Annotated in this window: 13 protein-coding genes; 6 read left to right on the top strand and 7 right to left on the bottom strand. The window is 71.3% G+C overall.

Going from position 1 to position 14,169, the window contains the following annotated elements:
* The first annotated feature begins 50 nt into the window (after positions 1-50).
* Together HB370_RS22390 and HB370_RS22395 are read left to right on the top strand one after the other, a co-directional pair.
* Positions 51-962 carry an NUDIX hydrolase gene (locus HB370_RS22390; RefSeq protein WP_030781905.1) on the top strand — a complete coding sequence of 304 codons (912 nt, stop codon included), beginning with the start codon at positions 51-53 and terminating at the stop codon, positions 960-962.
* Entirely contained in the window at positions 959-1,789 is an 831-nt protein-coding gene (locus tag HB370_RS22395) for an MBL fold metallo-hydrolase (RefSeq protein ID WP_030781901.1), read from the top strand. The genes HB370_RS22390 and HB370_RS22395 overlap by 4 nt, the downstream gene beginning before the upstream one ends.
* A gap of 67 nt (positions 1,790-1,856) precedes the next feature.
* Here HB370_RS22395 and HB370_RS22400 read toward each other — a convergent pair whose 3' ends face one another.
* The gene (locus tag HB370_RS22400; protein WP_014674022.1) at positions 1,857-2,531 is read right to left on the bottom strand and encodes a Crp/Fnr family transcriptional regulator; all 675 of its coding nucleotides are present in this window, start codon (positions 2,529-2,531) and stop codon (positions 1,857-1,859) included.
* A 275-nt stretch (positions 2,532-2,806) separates the two neighbouring features.
* Here HB370_RS22400 and nth point away from each other — a divergent pair, with 275 nt between their 5' ends.
* From nth to HB370_RS22415, 3 genes are all read left to right on the top strand, one after another.
* Entirely contained in the window at positions 2,807-3,979 is a 1,173-nt protein-coding gene (gene nth, locus HB370_RS22405; protein ID WP_078637503.1) for an endonuclease III, read from the top strand.
* A 55-nt stretch (positions 3,980-4,034) separates the two neighbouring features.
* Positions 4,035-4,730, top strand: a complete 696-nt coding sequence (locus tag HB370_RS22410; protein WP_030781892.1) for a CoA pyrophosphatase — start codon at positions 4,035-4,037, stop codon at positions 4,728-4,730.
* Between the two features lie 90 nt (positions 4,731-4,820).
* The gene (locus HB370_RS22415; RefSeq protein WP_030781889.1) at positions 4,821-6,020 is read left to right on the top strand and encodes a MarP family serine protease; all 1,200 of its coding nucleotides are present in this window, start codon (positions 4,821-4,823) and stop codon (positions 6,018-6,020) included.
* A 16-nt stretch (positions 6,021-6,036) separates the two neighbouring features.
* On the opposite strand, the gene HB370_RS42015 is transcribed toward HB370_RS22415, so the two are convergent.
* The 5 genes from HB370_RS42015 to acs all read right to left on the bottom strand — a co-directional run bounded on the left by HB370_RS42015 (position 6,037) and on the right by acs (position 11,504).
* On the bottom strand, positions 6,037-6,216 hold the full coding sequence (locus HB370_RS42015) for a hypothetical protein (RefSeq protein WP_078637502.1): 180 nt from the start codon (positions 6,214-6,216) through the stop codon (positions 6,037-6,039).
* Between the two features lie 138 nt (positions 6,217-6,354).
* A complete protein-coding gene (locus HB370_RS22425) occupies positions 6,355-7,290 on the bottom strand; it encodes an alpha/beta hydrolase (protein ID WP_030781886.1) in 936 nt (311 codons plus the stop codon).
* Positions 7,287-7,775, bottom strand: coding sequence for a phage holin family protein (locus tag HB370_RS22430; RefSeq protein WP_030606372.1), 489 nt, complete (start codon positions 7,773-7,775; stop codon positions 7,287-7,289). The genes HB370_RS22425 and HB370_RS22430 overlap by 4 nt, the downstream gene beginning before the upstream one ends.
* A gap of 122 nt (positions 7,776-7,897) precedes the next feature.
* On the bottom strand, positions 7,898-9,328 hold the full coding sequence (gene nhaA / locus HB370_RS22435; protein WP_030781881.1) for a Na+/H+ antiporter NhaA: 1,431 nt from the start codon (positions 9,326-9,328) through the stop codon (positions 7,898-7,900).
* A gap of 208 nt (positions 9,329-9,536) precedes the next feature.
* Positions 9,537-11,504, bottom strand: a complete 1,968-nt coding sequence (acs, locus tag HB370_RS22440) for an acetate--CoA ligase (RefSeq protein WP_244405606.1) — start codon at positions 11,502-11,504, stop codon at positions 9,537-9,539.
* A 387-nt stretch (positions 11,505-11,891) separates the two neighbouring features.
* Here acs and HB370_RS22445 point away from each other — a divergent pair, with 387 nt between their 5' ends.
* Positions 11,892-13,157, top strand: a complete 1,266-nt coding sequence (locus HB370_RS22445; RefSeq protein ID WP_030781874.1) for a hypothetical protein — start codon at positions 11,892-11,894, stop codon at positions 13,155-13,157.
* 3 nt (positions 13,158-13,160) lie between these two features.
* On the opposite strand, the gene HB370_RS22450 is transcribed toward HB370_RS22445, so the two are convergent.
* Positions 13,161-14,141 carry an ATP-binding protein gene (locus tag HB370_RS22450; protein WP_030781871.1) on the bottom strand — a complete coding sequence of 327 codons (981 nt, stop codon included), beginning with the start codon at positions 14,139-14,141 and terminating at the stop codon, positions 13,161-13,163.
* Between the last annotated feature and the right edge of the window lie 28 nt (positions 14,142-14,169).

Here is a 14,169-nt window from a genome sequence, read left to right on the forward strand (position 1 = left end):
GGCCCCGGGCACCTCTCGAACAATCGCCCGGCACGGGATAGCCTCCGGCCATGGCGAACGGTCAGTGGTATCCCCCGGAGTGGCCGGACCGCATCCGCGCGCTCGCGGACGGCTCGCTCACCCCGGTGGCCCCCAGGCGCGCGGCCACGGTGCTGCTCCTCAAGGACACCCCGGACGGCCCCGTCGTCCACATGCTGCGCAGACGCGCCTCCATGGCCTTCGCCGGAGGCGCGTACGCGTATCCCGGCGGCGGTGTCGACCCACGCGACGACGACCGCCAGATCCGCTGGGCGGGCCCCACGCGCGCGTGGTGGGCGGACCGGCTCGGCGTCGACGCCGCGGCCGCCCAGGCGATCGTGTGTGCGGCCGTACGGGAGACCTACGAGGAGGCCGGCGTGCTGCTCGCCGGCCCCGACCCGGACTCGGTCGTCAGCGACACCACGGGGGACGACTGGGAAGCCGACCGCGCCGCCCTGGTCGCGCGTGAGCTGTCCTTCGCGGAGTTCCTCGACCGGCGCGGCCTGGTGCTGCGCTCGGACCTGCTGGGCGCCTGGGCCCGCTGGATCACCCCGGAGTTCGAGGCCCGCCGCTACGACACGTGGTTCTTCGTGGCCGCCCTGCCCGAGGGGCAGCGCACCCGCAACGCCTCCACGGAGGCCGACCGCACGGTGTGGATCCGCCCCGCCGAGGCCGCCGCCGGGTACGACAGGGGCGAGCTGCTGATGATGCCGCCCACCATCGCCACCCTGCGCCGGCTGCTGCCCTACGGCACCGCCGCCGAGGCACTGGCCGCCGCGCCCGCGTGCGAGATGACGCCGGTCCTGGCGACCGCCCGCCTCCAGGGCGACGAGATCATCCTCTCCTGGCCGGGGCACGAGGAGTTCACCAAGCACGTCCCGACGGCCTCCTCCACGACCACCGCCTCGCCCGCCCCTTCGACCACCGGTGGAGGTTCCGCATGACCGACGCGAGCGCGCTGCCGGGCCAGCCCCGGGGCGGAACGCTGTCCGGGCCGGCCACCGCACGGGCGGTCAACGTCCTCGCGCCCAACGCCTCCGCGATGACCCTGGACGGCACCAACACCTGGATCGTCGCCGAGCCCGACTCCGACCTGGCCGTGGTGATCGATCCCGGCCCGCTCGACGACGGCCACCTGCGCAACGTCGTGGACACGGCGGAGAAGGCCGGCAAACGCATAGCCCTGACCCTGCTGACCCATGGTCATCCCGACCACGCCGAGGGCGCCGCCCGGTTCGCCGAGCTGACCGGCACGCGCGTGCGCGCGCTGGACCCGGCCCTGCGGCTCGGCGACGAGGGGCTGGCCGCCGGGGACGTGGTCACCGTCGGCGGCCTGGAGCTGCGGGTCGTACCCACCCCCGGGCACACCGCGGACTCGCTGTCCTTCCATCTCCCGGCCGACCGGGCGGTGCTGACCGGCGACACCATCCTCGGGCGCGGTACGACGGTCGTGGCCCACCCGGACGGCAGGCTCGGGGACTATCTGGACTCCCTGCGGCGGCTGCGGTCCCTGACGGTGGACGACGGCGTGCACACCGTCCTGCCGGGCCACGGACCGGTCCTGGAAGACGCCCAGGGCGCCGTGGAGTTCTACCTCGCCCACCGCGCCCACCGGCTCGCCCAGGTGGAGACCGCGGTCGAGGACGGCCACCGCACCCCGGCCGAGGTCGTCGCCCACGTCTACGCCGACGTGGACCGCTCGCTGTGGCCGGCGGCGGAACTGTCGGTCCGGGCCCAGCTGGACTACCTCAGCGAGCACGGGCTGATCTAGCCCGGGCACGGCAACGGGGCCCGGCTCGTGCGAGCGGGGCCCCGTGGGCGTACGGCCGAGGCCGGCGTCAGCGCGACCGCTTGGCCAGCCGCTCCACGTCCAGCAGGATCACGGCGCGCGCCTCCAGGCGGAGCCAGCCGCGCTGGGCGAAGTCGGCGAGGGCCTTGTTCACGGTCTCGCGGGAGGCGCCGACCAGCTGGGCCAGCTCCTCCTGGGTCAGGTCGTGGACGACGTGGATGCCCTCCTCCGACTGCACGCCGAAGCGGCGCGAGAGGTCCAGCAGGGCGCGGGCCACCCGGCCGGGGACGTCGGAGAAGACCAGGTCGGACATGGCGTCGTTGGTCTTGCGCAGACGGCGGGCGACGGCCCGCAGCAGGGCGCCGGCCACCTCGGGGCGGGCGTTCAGCCAGGGCTGGAGGTCACCGTGGCCGAGACCGAGCAGCTTGACCTCGGTCAGCGCGGTCGCGGTGGCGGTGCGGGGGCCCGGGTCGAACAGCGACAGTTCGCCGATGAGTTCGCCGGGGCCGACGACGGCGAGCATGTTCTCCCGGCCGTCGGGGGAAGTGCGGTGCAGCTTGACCTTGCCTTCGGTGACGACGTACAGCCGGTCCCCGGGGTCGCCCTCGTGGAACAGGGAATCGCCGCGTGCGAGGGTCACCTCACTCATGGAGGCGCGAAGCTCCGCGGCCTGCTCGTCGTCGAGAGCCGCGAAGAGCGGGTTGCGCCGCAGAACGTCGTCCACGAGTTCTCTCCTTGTCGACCTGCTCAGGGGATCTTGCTCCCCCGTGTGCCAGGGGACCGTGTTCCCCATTTTGCCGGACGGTCCAAACAGTGTGATCTGTCACAAGGATGCCGCACCCGTCTCCCGGGGTAAGCGTCAGGGGTCCGATCGGGGGCCGCTTCGCCGGGTCCGGGGCGGATGTCGGTGCCGGGCTTTAGGCTGGCCGGGTGTCCAAATCGCCGGTGACAGCACAGGACAAGGGGGCTGGGCGGGTGGTTGTACGTCGCGATTCCGCTGTGGGCGAACGCGCGCCCGATGGAAGTAGTAAAACGGGCAAATCGGCTAAAAAGGCTGTCGGTGCGGAGGGGGAGACCTCGCCCGCGGAGAAAGCCACGGGGAAGGCCGCGAAGAAGGTCACGAAGCGGGCCGGGAAGCCCGCCGAGAAGAAGGCGGCATCGGCGGCCAAGGAGACGGCTCCCGCCAAGAAGACGGCGGCCGCGAAGAAGGCCGCGCCCTCCAAGACCGCCGCCAAGAAGAGCACGCCGGCCAAGAAGACCGCCCCGGCCAGAAAAACCACCTCCGCCAGGAAAGCCGCGGTCGCCAAGAAGGTGAAGCCGGCCGACGTGGTCCTCCCCGCCGAAGCCGCCGTCGAGAAGGCCGCGCCCGTCAAGAAGATCGCCGTCCGGCCGCCGGGCGGCGAGTCCCCCACCGCCCTGGTCCGCCGTGCCCGTCGCATCAACCGCGAGCTGGCCGAGGTGTACCCCTACGCGCACCCCGAGCTGGACTTCGAGAACCCCTTCCAGCTGCTGGTCGCCACCGTGCTGTCGGCCCAGACCACCGACCTGCGCGTCAACCAGACCACCCCGGCGCTCTTCGCCCGGTACCCCGCCCCCGAGGACCTCGCCGCCGCCAACCCGGAGGAGGTCGAGCAGATCCTGCGCCCCTGCGGCTTCTTCCGGGCGAAGACGAGGTCGGTCATAGGGCTCTCCAAGTCGCTCGTCGAGAACTTCGGCGGCGAGGTGCCCGGACGGCTGGAGGACCTGGTCACCCTGCCCGGCGTGGGCCGCAAGACGGCCTTCGTCGTCCTCGGCAACGCCTACGGCCGTCCCGGGATCACCGTCGACACCCACTTCCAGCGGCTCGTGCGGCGCTGGCAGTGGACCGACGAGACCGACCCCGACAAGATCGAGGCCGCCGTCGGCGCGCTCTTCCCGAAGAGCGAGTGGACCGACCTGTCCCACCACGTCATCTGGCACGGCCGGCGCATCTGCCACGCCCGCAAGCCCGCCTGCGGCGCCTGCCCCATCGCCCCGCTGTGCCCCGCGTACGGCGAGGGCGAGACCGACCCGGAGAAGGCGAAGAAGCTGCTCAAGTACGAGAAGGGCGGCTTCCCGGGCCAGCGCCTGAACCCGCCGCAGGCCTATCTGGACGCCGGTGGCAAACCGGCGCCGCCCCTGGGGGCCGCGTGACGGAACGATCTCGGTGCCCTCGGGCGTTGGAGAGGGCAGGACGACGGGGGTGGCGATGACGAGGACGAGCGGTACGCAGGACGGTCCGCTGACGCTCAGCGGCGCGGGGCTGCCGGACTGGCTGGCGCCGGTCCTGCGCGTCGCGGAGACGGTCGAGCCGACGCAGCTGAGCCGCTTCCTGCCGCCGGAGAACGGCTCGGGGCGGCAGTCGGCCGTGCTGATCCTGTTCGGCGAGGGCGAGCGCGGCCCGGAGCTGCTGCTCATGGAGCGCGCGGGTTCCCTGCGCTCGCACCCCGGCCAGCCGTCCTTCCCGGGCGGCGCGCTGGATCCGGAGGACGGCGATCCGCAGGGCGACGGTCCGCTGCGGGCCGCGCTGCGCGAGGCGCGGGAGGAGACCGGGCTGGACCCGGCGGGCGTGCAGCTCTTCGGCGTGCTGCCCCGGCTGTACATCCCGGTCAGCCGTTTCGTCGTCACGCCCGTGCTGGGCTGGTGGCGCGAGCCCAGCCCGGTCGGCGTGGTCGACCCGAACGAGACGGCCCGGGTCTTCACCGTGCCCGTGGCGGATCTCACGGACCCCGCCAACCGCGCCACCGCCGTCCACCACAGCGGCCACAGCGGCCCGGCGTTCCTGGTCGAATCAGCCCTGGTGTGGGGCTTCACGGCCGGGGTGATCGACCGCCTGCTGCACTACGCGGGCTGGGAGCGCCCCTGGGACCGGGGAAAGCAGGTCCCGCTCGACTGGCGCGCGTGACAGGGTGATCCCCGTGCTGAATCCCCGGGGGGCGGCCCCGGGGCCCGGCCGAGCTGCTGGGAGCGGAGTGAGTAGGCGAGGCCTGAAGCAGTGAACGTGCTGGACATCCTGTTGCTCGTCGCGGCCGTGTGGTTCGCGGTGGTGGGTTACCGCCAGGGCTTCGTCGTCGGCATCCTGTCGGTGACCGGGTTCCTCGGCGGCGGTCTGCTCGCCGTGTACACGCTGCCCGTGATCTGGGACGCCACGACCGGCAAGGAGGAGGTCGGCACCACCGCCGCCGTCGTGGCCGTGGTCGTCGTGATCGTCTGCGCCTCCGTGGGCCAGGCCCTGACCACCCACCTGGGCAACAAGCTGCGCCGGCACATCACCTGGTCCCCGGCCCGCGCCCTGGACGCCACCGGCGGCGCCCTGGTCAACGTCGTCGCGATGCTCCTGGTGGCCTGGCTGATCGGGTCCGCCCTGGCCGGTACGACCCTGCCCACGCTCGGCAAGGAGGTCCGGGGCTCCAAGGTGCTGCTCGGCGTCTCCCGGGCGCTGCCCGAGCAGGCCGACACCTGGTTCGCGGACTTCTCCTCCGTACTCGCGCAGAACGGCTTCCCGCAGGTCTTCAGCCCGTTCGCCGACGAGCCGATCAAGGACGTGCGGCCGCCCGACCCGGCCCTCGCGGGCAGCCCGGTCGCCCAGCGCGCCCGGAACTCCATCGTCAAGGTCACCGGCACCGCCCAGAGCTGCGGCAAGGTCCTGGAAGGCACCGGTTTCGTGTTCGCCGACCGGCGCGTGATGACCAACGCGCACGTGGTCGGCGGCGTCGACGAGCCGCGGGTGCAGATAGGAGGCGAGGGCCGCAAGTACGACGCCCGGGTGGTGCTGTACGACTGGGAGCGTGACATCGCCGTACTCGACGTGCCCGACCTGCGGGCGACCGCGCTGCGGTTCACCCGTGAGGACGCGTCCGGAGGGGACGGCGCGATCGTCGCCGGCTTCCCGGAGAACGGCGCGTACGACGTGCGCGCCGCGCGCGTGCGCGGGCGCATCACGGCCAGCGGCGCGGACATCTACCACCGCGGCACGGTCCGCCGCGATGTCTACTCCCTGTACGCCGTCGTCCGGCAGGGCAACTCCGGCGGCCCGCTGCTCACTCCGGACGGGGAGGTGTACGGCGTGGTGTTCGCCAAGTCGCTCGACGACGCGGACACGGGGTACGCGCTGACGGCGGATGAGATCCGGGCCGACATCGAGCGGGGGCGTACGGCGAACGAGCAGGTGGGTACGGACAGCTGCGCCCTGTAGGGCGGCGCGGTGGCGGTCAGCCCCGCGGGTGACGCAGACGCACCGAGACCCAGCGGGCCCGGCGGCGCAGGATGCGCGGGATCCCCACCCTGGGGTCGGCTACCGCGAGTTGCGGCGTGACCCGCTGGGGCGTGCCCGGGCCTGTGGCCGAGCGGCGGTTGCGGGGTGCGTCACTGATGTCGTGCGTCCAGCCCATACCCCGACGTGTGCCCCCGCCCGAAGGTCGATAACCTCCCGCGCGCCCCCTAATTGGCCTATGCGCAAGGCATGTGGCGGTTCGGGGGACACGGGTGGTGAGCCGGATGCCGAACGCACCGGAATCCGCCCCGAACGGTCACCGGTCCGGCTCGGGATCCTTCAGCCAGTTGACCAGTTCCGCGGAGAACGCGGCCGGATCTTCCTCGTGCGGGAAGTGACCGAGACCGTCGAACAGGCGCCAGCGGTACGGTGCTTCGACGTACTCCCCGGAACCGGCCGCGCTGCGGGTCCGGGTCACCGGGTCCAGCGAGCCGTGCAGATGCAGCGTCGGCACTCGTACGGGCCGCTTCATCCTGCGGTAGAACTGCACACCGTCGGGGCGGGCCAGGGAGCGCACCAGCCAGCGGTACGGCTCGATCGAGCAGTGCGCCGTGGAGGGGATGCACATGGCCCGCTGGTACGCCTCCACGTCCGCGTCCTCCGGCGGCCGCGGCCCGGACCACTCCCGGATCAGCCGGCCCACCAGCGCGCCCCCGTCGGCGGTCAGTCGGCGCTCGGGCAGCCACGGCCGCTGGAATCCCCAGATGTAGGAGTTGGCGGCCGTCTGCCGGGCGTCCCGCAGCATCGCCGCGCGCCAGCGCCGCGGGTGCGGCATGGACACCACCGCCAGGCGCCGGACCAGCTTGGGCCGCATGGCCGCCGCCGTCCACGCCAGATAGCCGCCGAGGTCGTGGCCGACCAGCGCGGCGTCCGGCTCGCCGAGCGAGCGGATCACCCCGGTGACGTCGAGCGCCAGGTTGGCGGGGTCGTACCCGCGGGGCGTGCGGTCGCTGCCGCCCACGCCCCGCAGGTCCATCGCCACCGCCCGGTAGCCCGCGTCGGCGAGCGCGGTCAGCTGGTGCCGCCACGTCCACCAGAACTGCGGGAAGCCGTGCAGGAGCAGCACCAGGGGCCCGTCGCCCAGCTCCGCGATGTGGAAGCGGGCGCCGTTGGCGGCGACATCCCGGTGCGTGACCCGGGTCCCGTCCGGGAGGTCGATCCGCACGGGCGAGGGGGCGGCTGGGTCCGTCATGACGACGAGCGTGCCACAGCCTCGATGGCGGCGGGAGCCGGTTCGCCGGGCAGTTCCGGGCGCGGGTGCGGCTTGGCGTTCTGCAGGACGCCCGCCGACTCCTTCATCGAGGCGGCCACCTTCTGCGGGCCCTTGCCCTTCTTGGCCTTCTTCGCGAACACCACGCCGATGAGCCCGAGCAGACCGGCCACCAGTACGTTGGCCGCGAAGGACAGCACGAAGCAGATCGCCAGGTTCCAGTGGCTCCAGGTGCGGATGCCGTACGCCAGGGCGAAGTTGAGCATCGGCAGGGAGAACACCAGGACCGCGCCCGCCATCGAGAAGGCGCCGCCGCTCACCGCGCCACGCTTCACGTCCTGCTTGAGCTGGGCCTTGGCCAGCGCGATCTCGTCGTGCACCAGCGCCGACAATTCGGTCGTCGCCGAGGCGAACAGCTGGCCGATACTGCGTTCGGCGCCGACCGGGCTGCCGTCGGGTGCGCTCATCGCGTTCTCCCTCAGAGGTCTCGTGCCGCACATGTGCTGTGGGGACGGCCGTGGTGCTCGTACGGCCGTCCGGGTAGCCGTCGCGCGCGTGCGGCCGTCTTGTTTTGTACCGTCTCGTCAGATCATGCCGGACGGTCGCCCTCCTCGCCTGCCCCGCCCGGCACTTCCGCAAGCCCGCGGCGTGCCTCGGCGGCCAGCCGCCGGTGTTCGGCGGCCTTGCGCTCGTGGATCTCGGCCATCCGGAGGTGGTACGCCGGGTCGCCCTGTTCGTAGACGTCCGGGATGCCGTCGAGGTCCTCGTCGCGCTCCTCTTCCTCGCACAGCCTGCGGTAGCGGTTGTCGCGCAGCTTCAGCAGCATCGTCGCGCACACCGCCGCGATCAGCGATCCGATGAGGACGGCTGCCTTCACCTCGCCGGTCAGGACGGTGTCACTCCCGAAGGCCAGCTCGCCGATCAGCAGCGACACCGTGAAGCCGATCCCGGCGAGCGAGGACATCGCGAAGACGTCGGCCCATGCCAGTTCCTCGCTGAGCCGCGCCCGGGTGAAGCGGACGGTCAGCCAGGTGCCGCCGAAGATCCCGACCGTCTTGCCCACGACCAGGCCGAGGACGACACCGAGCGTCTCGGGCCTGGCGAACACGTCCCCGAGCGCCCCGCCGGATATCGACACACCGGCGCTGAACAGGGCGAACAGCGGTACGGCGAGCCCGGCCGACAGGGGCCGCACCAGATGCTCGATGTGCTCGCCCGGCGAGTGCTGCTCACCCTCCCGGGTGGTGCAGCGCAGCATCAGGCCCATCGCCACGCCGGCGATGGTGGCGTGCACGCCGCTGTTGTACATCAGCGCCCAGATGACGAGGGCGAGCGGTACGTACACGTACCAGCCGCGTACGCCCTTGCGCAGCAGCAGCCAGAAGACGGCGAGCCCGGCGGCGGCCCCGCCGAGGGCGGCGAGGTTCAGCCGGTCGGTGAAGAAGATCGCGATGATCAGTATCGCGAAGAGGTCGTCGACGACGGCCAGGGTGAGCAGGAAGGCGCGCAGGGCGCTGGGCAGGGAGGTGCCGATGACCGCGAGCACGGCGAGCGCGAAGGCGATGTCGGTGGCGGTGGGCACGGCCCAGCCCTGGAGGGAGCCGTTCCCGGCGAGGTTGGTGAGGGCGTAGACGAGCGCGGGTGCGGCCATCCCGCACAGGGCCGCCACCACGGGCAGCACGGCCGCCTTGGGGTCGCGCAGGTCCCCGGCGACCAGCTCGCGCTTGAGTTCGATGCCGGCGACGAAGAAGAACAGCGCGAGCAGTCCGTCGGCGGCCCAGTGGGCGACGGACAGGTGCAGGCCCAGCGCGCCGGGGCCGAGGTGGAAGTGGCTGACCGTCTCGTAGCTGTGGTGCAGTCCCGGGATGTTCGCCCAGAGCAGCGCGGCCACGGCGGCCAGGAGCAGCAGGACACCGCCGACGGTCTCGGTGCGCAGCGCGTCCGCGATGAAGGTCCGCTCGGGCAGGGACAGGCGCCCGAGGGCCTTGCGGACGGTGGTGGGGGTGCGGGGCGCGGTCACGGGAGACCTCCGGAGGCAGGCAGGCGGAATCACATGCCGACCAGACTTCCCGGCGCACCTGAGGTGTCACATGCTGCGACACTTTCCTTAGTTTACCTAAAGTAGCGCGCGCCGGTCCGATGATCTTCACCGTAGCCGTCCCCGGGGCACCCGGCACGTTCACCGGCCGAGTGCCCCGCAGGACGCCGTTCGACTCCTCCCGGGCCGCTCAGTCCTCGCTGGACGTGGCGGGCAGCTTGGCCTGGATCAGGTCCATGACGGTGCTGTCGGTCAGGGTGGTCACGTCGCCGAGCTGGCGGTTCTCGGCGACATCCCGCAGCAGGCGGCGCATGATCTTGCCCGAGCGGGTCTTCGGCAGCTCGGCCACCGGCAGGATCCGCTTGGGCTTGGCGATCGGGCCGAGGGTGGCGCCGACGTGGTTGCGCAGCTCGCCGATGAGCGTCTCGGTCTCCGACGCCGAGCCGCGCAGGATGACGAAGGCGACGATGGCCTGGCCGGTGGTCTCGTCCGCGGCGCCCACGACGGCGGCCTCGGCGACCGCCGGGTGCGAGACCAGCGCCGACTCCACCTCGGTGGTGGAGATGTTGTGCCCGGAGACGAGCATCACGTCGTCCACCCGGCCCAGCAGCCAGATGTCCCCGTCCTGGTCCTTCTTCGCGCCGTCGCCGGCGAAGTACTTGCCCTCGAAGCGGGACCAGTAGGTGTCGATGAACCGCTGGTCGTCACCCCAGATGGTGCGCAGCATCGACGGCCACGGCTCGGTCAGCACCAGGTAGCCGCCGCCACCGTCGGGCACCTCGTTGGCCTCGTCGTCGACGACCGTCGCGCTGATGCCGGGCAGCGGGCGCTGCGCCGAACCGGGCTTGGCCTCGGTGACGCCGGGCAACGGCGAGATCATCATCGCGCCGGTCTCGGTCTGCCACCAGGTGTCCACCACGGGCGTGCGGTCGGCGCCGATGTGCTTGCGGTACCAGATCCACGCCTCGGGGTTGATGGGCTCGCCCACCGAGCCGAGGACCCGCAGGGAGGACAGGTCGTACTTGGCGGGGATGTCGTCGCCCCACTTCATGAACGTCCGGATCGCGGTCGGCGCGGTGTAGAGGATCGTGACCTTGTACTTCTGCACGATCTCCCAGAACCGGCCCTGGTGCGGGGTGTCCGGCGTGCCCTCGTACATCACCTGGGTCGCGCCGTTGGCCAGCGGGCCGTACACGATGTACGAGTGGCCGGTCACCCAGCCGACGTCGGCCGTGCACCAGTACACGTCCGTCTCCGGCTTGAGGTCGAAGACCGCCCAGTGGGTGTAGGCCGCCTGGGTGAGGTAGCCGCCGGAGGTGTGCAGGATGCCCTTCGGCTTCCCCGTCGTACCGGAGGTGTAGAGGATGAACAACGGGTGCTCCGCCTCGAACGCCTCCGGGGTGTGCTCGGCGGACTGCCGGCCCACCACGTCGTGCCACCACAGGTCGCGACCCTCGGTCCAGGCGACCTCCTGGCCGGTACGGCGCACCACCAGCACATGCTCGACCTGGTCGGCCTTGCCGAGCGCCTCGTCCACGGCCGGCTTGAGCGCGGACGGCTTGCCGCGCCGGTAGCCGCCGTCCGCGGTGATGACGACCTTGGCGTCGGCGTCCTGGATGCGGGTCGCGAGCGCGTCCGCCGAGAAGCCGCCGAAGACGACCGAGTGGGCCGCGCCGATCCGGGCCGAGGCCAGCATCGCGATCGCGGTCTCCGGGATCATCGGCATGTAGATGGCGACCCGGTCACCCTTGCGCACGCCAAGCTCCAGCAGGGCGTTGGCGGCCTTGGAGACCTCGTCCTTCAGCTCCGCGTAGGTGATCGCGCGGCTGTCCCCGGGCTCGCCCTCGAAGTGGATGGCGACGCGGTCGCCGTGGCCGGCCTCCACATGGCGGTCCACGCAGTTGTAGGCGACGTTCAGCTCGCCGTCCTTGAACCACTTCGCGAACGGCGGGTTGGACCAGTCCAGCGTCTCGGTCGGTTCCTTGGCCCAGGTCAGCCGGCGGGCCTGCTCGGCCCAGAAGCCGAGCCTGTCAGCCTTGGCCTGCTCATACGCCTCCGCGGTGACATTGGCGTGTGCGGCCAGGTCGGCGGGGGGCGCGAACCTGCGTTCTTCCTTCAGCAGGTTGGCCAGGCTCTCATTGCTCACGACATCTCCCATTCCAAGGGTGTCCGTTGTGTCCCAGGCCACAGCTCATCAGACCCGGGGGGCCGATGACAAGGGTCGCCGGAAAAATTGGTTTAGACCTGTCGGAGGGGCGTTGTCTGTCACCTCCGGCCTCTGGAGCGGCAGTTGGGCCGGACCGCGCCCGGCCGCGCGGGTTCGGTAAAGGAATCGTAATGCCACGTAAAGGTGCGGAATAGATTTTCGACGTAAATGGAGGAAAGGATCCCCTCTGGGAGTGAATTAATCATTTGATCGGCTTGTCATCCTTATCCCTTCTCGACCCCGTGCGACCTTGGCCGCGCCGCCGGGACAACCCCGGCACATCACCAGAAACGGTCCAAGTCAGCGTGTGCCTGAGAGAAGGAAGAAGGTGGGCGGAACATGGCCGCCACCCAGAGGATCGCCGTCGGTGCCATGGTCGCCGCGGCCTGCGCGGCTTCACTCGCCGGCTGCGCGGGAGACGCCACCGTCGTCAAACCCGGGGCGCCCGGCCCGGAGCAGGGCGCCCCGGCGCCGGGCAGCGTGTTCCGGCCGATCGGCGACGGATCCACCGCGTACACCGGAGCCCAGCCGCATCTGCCCACGCCGGAGCGGCTGAGCCCTGGTCAGAAGCCCCCGCAGTTCGTCGTGTTCTCCTGGGACGGCGCGGGCGAGGACAGCCAGAAACTGTTCTCGCACTTCCGTGAGGTCGCCAAGGAGAACAACGCGACCATGACGTACTTCCTCAGCGGGGTGTACCTGCTGCCGGAGGAGAAACGCGACCTCTACAAGCCGCCGCAGCACTCCCCGGGCCGCTCCGACATCGGGTTCAACGACGAGCGGGGCATCGCCGACACCCTCGAGCAGCTGCGGCTGGCCTGGCTGGAGGGCAACGAGATCGGCACCCACTTCAACGGCCACTTCTGCGGGCCCGACAGCGGGGTGGGCACCTGGTCGGTGGACGAGTGGAAGAGCGAGATCGCCCAGGCCAGAAGTTTCGTGAAGTCCTGGCGGTCCAATACCGGCATGCGGGCGGAGGAGCCGCTGCCCTTCGACTACGACAAGGAGCTGATCGGCGCCCGCACCCCCTGCCTGGAGGGGCGGAAGAACTTCGTGAAGGCCGCCCGCGACCTCGGCTTCCGCTACGACTCCAGCGGGGTCAACGACCAGGTCTGGCCCAAGAAGAAGGAGGGACTGTGGGACCTGTCGATGCAGCTGGTGCCCTTCCCCGGCCACACCTATGAGCAGCTGACCATGGACTACAACTTCATGGTCGGCCAGTCCGGCACCCAGACCCAGGGTGATCCCGACAAGTTCGACTACTGGGGCGACCAGATGCGCGACGGCCTCCTCAAGGGCTTCTACCGCGCCTACGACGGCAACCGCGCGCCTCTGGTCATCGGCAACCACTTCGAGTCCTGGAACGGCGGCACCTATATGCGCGCCGTGGAAGAAGTGGTGAAGGAGGTGTGCACCAAGCCCGAGGTGCGCTGCGTCTCCTTCCGGCAACTGGTCGACTGGCTCGACGCCCAGGACCCGCGGACGCTGGCGCGGCTGCGCTCCCTGGAGGTCGGCGAGGCACCCCGGCAGGGTTGGGCGTCCTTCCTGTCCGGCAGTCCGGCCCCGGCGCCCAAGGGAGTGCCCGGGGCGCCGGCGGACCAGCGGTAGCCGTCAGGCGGGGGTCGCCACACTCTCGCCGAGCACGAAGCCGGGGTCGACCTGCGCCGCCAGGTCGGCCCCGGTGCGCTCGTTCCCCCAGGACTCGGCGTTCTTCAGGTGGAAGTGCACCATCTGACGGGTGTAGCGCTCCCAGTCGCGCCGCTCGTAGGTGGCGTCCACGGCGGCCCGGAGGGTCTCCAGCGCACGGGCGGTGGCCTCCTCCAGGAGGTCGAACCGGGGCGGGCGGCCCTTCTCCATGGCGCGCACCCAGTCCGAGCGCCCGACCGTGACGAGCAGGTCGTCCCCGACCTCCTCGCGCAGGAAGTCGATGTCGTCCGGCTCCTGGATCTTGTTGCCGACGACCTTCAGGGCCACGCCGAAGTCCCGGGCGTACTCCTTGTACTGGCGGTAGACGGAGACGCCCTTCCGGGTCGGCTCGGCGACGAGGAACGTCATGTCGAAGCGGGTGAACAAGCCGGAGGCGAAGGAGTCCGAGCCGGCCGTCATGTCGACCACCACGTACTCGTCGGGGCCGTCGACGAGGTGGTTCAGATACAGCTCCACCGCTCCCGTCTTGGAGTGGTAGCAGGAGACCCCCAGGTCGGCGTCCGTGAAGGGTCCCGTGACCATCAGACGGACGGCGCCGCCGTCGAGTTCCACCGGACGCGCGCAGGCGTCGTAGACCGGGTTGGGCTCGCGCACCCGGACCAGCCGCGATCCCTCGCCGGGCGGGGTCGTCTTGATCATCGTCGCGGCCGAGGCGATGCGCGGGTTGGTGCCGCGCAGATAGTCCTTGATCAGCGGGAGCCGTTCGCCCATGGCGGGCAGTGCCGCCGCCTCGTCCTCGCCGAGGCCGAGGGCGGGACCGAGGTGCTGGTTGATGTCCGCGTCGATCGCGACCACCGGGGCGCCGGCGGCGGTGAGATGGCGGATGAAGAGGGAGGAGAGCGTCGTCTTGCCACTCCCGCCCTTCCCGACGAAAGCAATTTTCATGTTCACCAAGGGTAGCCGGACGATAGCT

This window comes from Streptomyces sp. DSM 40868 (assembly GCF_011820545.1).
In the GTDB taxonomy this organism is placed as follows: domain Bacteria; phylum Actinomycetota; class Actinomycetes; order Streptomycetales; family Streptomycetaceae; genus Streptomyces; species Streptomyces eurythermus.

Coding starts and splice junctions, on each gene's coding strand:
- HB370_RS22410 (WP_030781892.1), top strand. CDS start 4,035: ATGACGAGGACGAGCGGTACGCAGGACGGTCCGCTGACGCTCAGCGGC.
- HB370_RS22450 (WP_030781871.1), bottom strand. CDS start 14,141: ATGAAAATTGCTTTCGTCGGGAAGGGCGGGAGTGGCAAGACGACGCTC.
- HB370_RS42015 (WP_078637502.1), bottom strand. CDS start 6,216: ATGGGCTGGACGCACGACATCAGTGACGCACCCCGCAACCGCCGCTCG.
- HB370_RS22395 (WP_030781901.1), top strand. CDS start 959: ATGACCGACGCGAGCGCGCTGCCGGGCCAGCCCCGGGGCGGAACGCTG.
- HB370_RS22445 (WP_030781874.1), top strand. CDS start 11,892: ATGGCCGCCACCCAGAGGATCGCCGTCGGTGCCATGGTCGCCGCGGCC.
- HB370_RS22390 (WP_030781905.1), top strand. CDS start 51: ATGGCGAACGGTCAGTGGTATCCCCCGGAGTGGCCGGACCGCATCCGC.
- HB370_RS22430 (WP_030606372.1), bottom strand. CDS start 7,775: ATGAGCGCACCCGACGGCAGCCCGGTCGGCGCCGAACGCAGTATCGGC.
- acs (WP_244405606.1), bottom strand. CDS start 11,504: ATGGGAGATGTCGTGAGCAATGAGAGCCTGGCCAACCTGCTGAAGGAA.
- HB370_RS22425 (WP_030781886.1), bottom strand. CDS start 7,290: ATGACGGACCCAGCCGCCCCCTCGCCCGTGCGGATCGACCTCCCGGAC.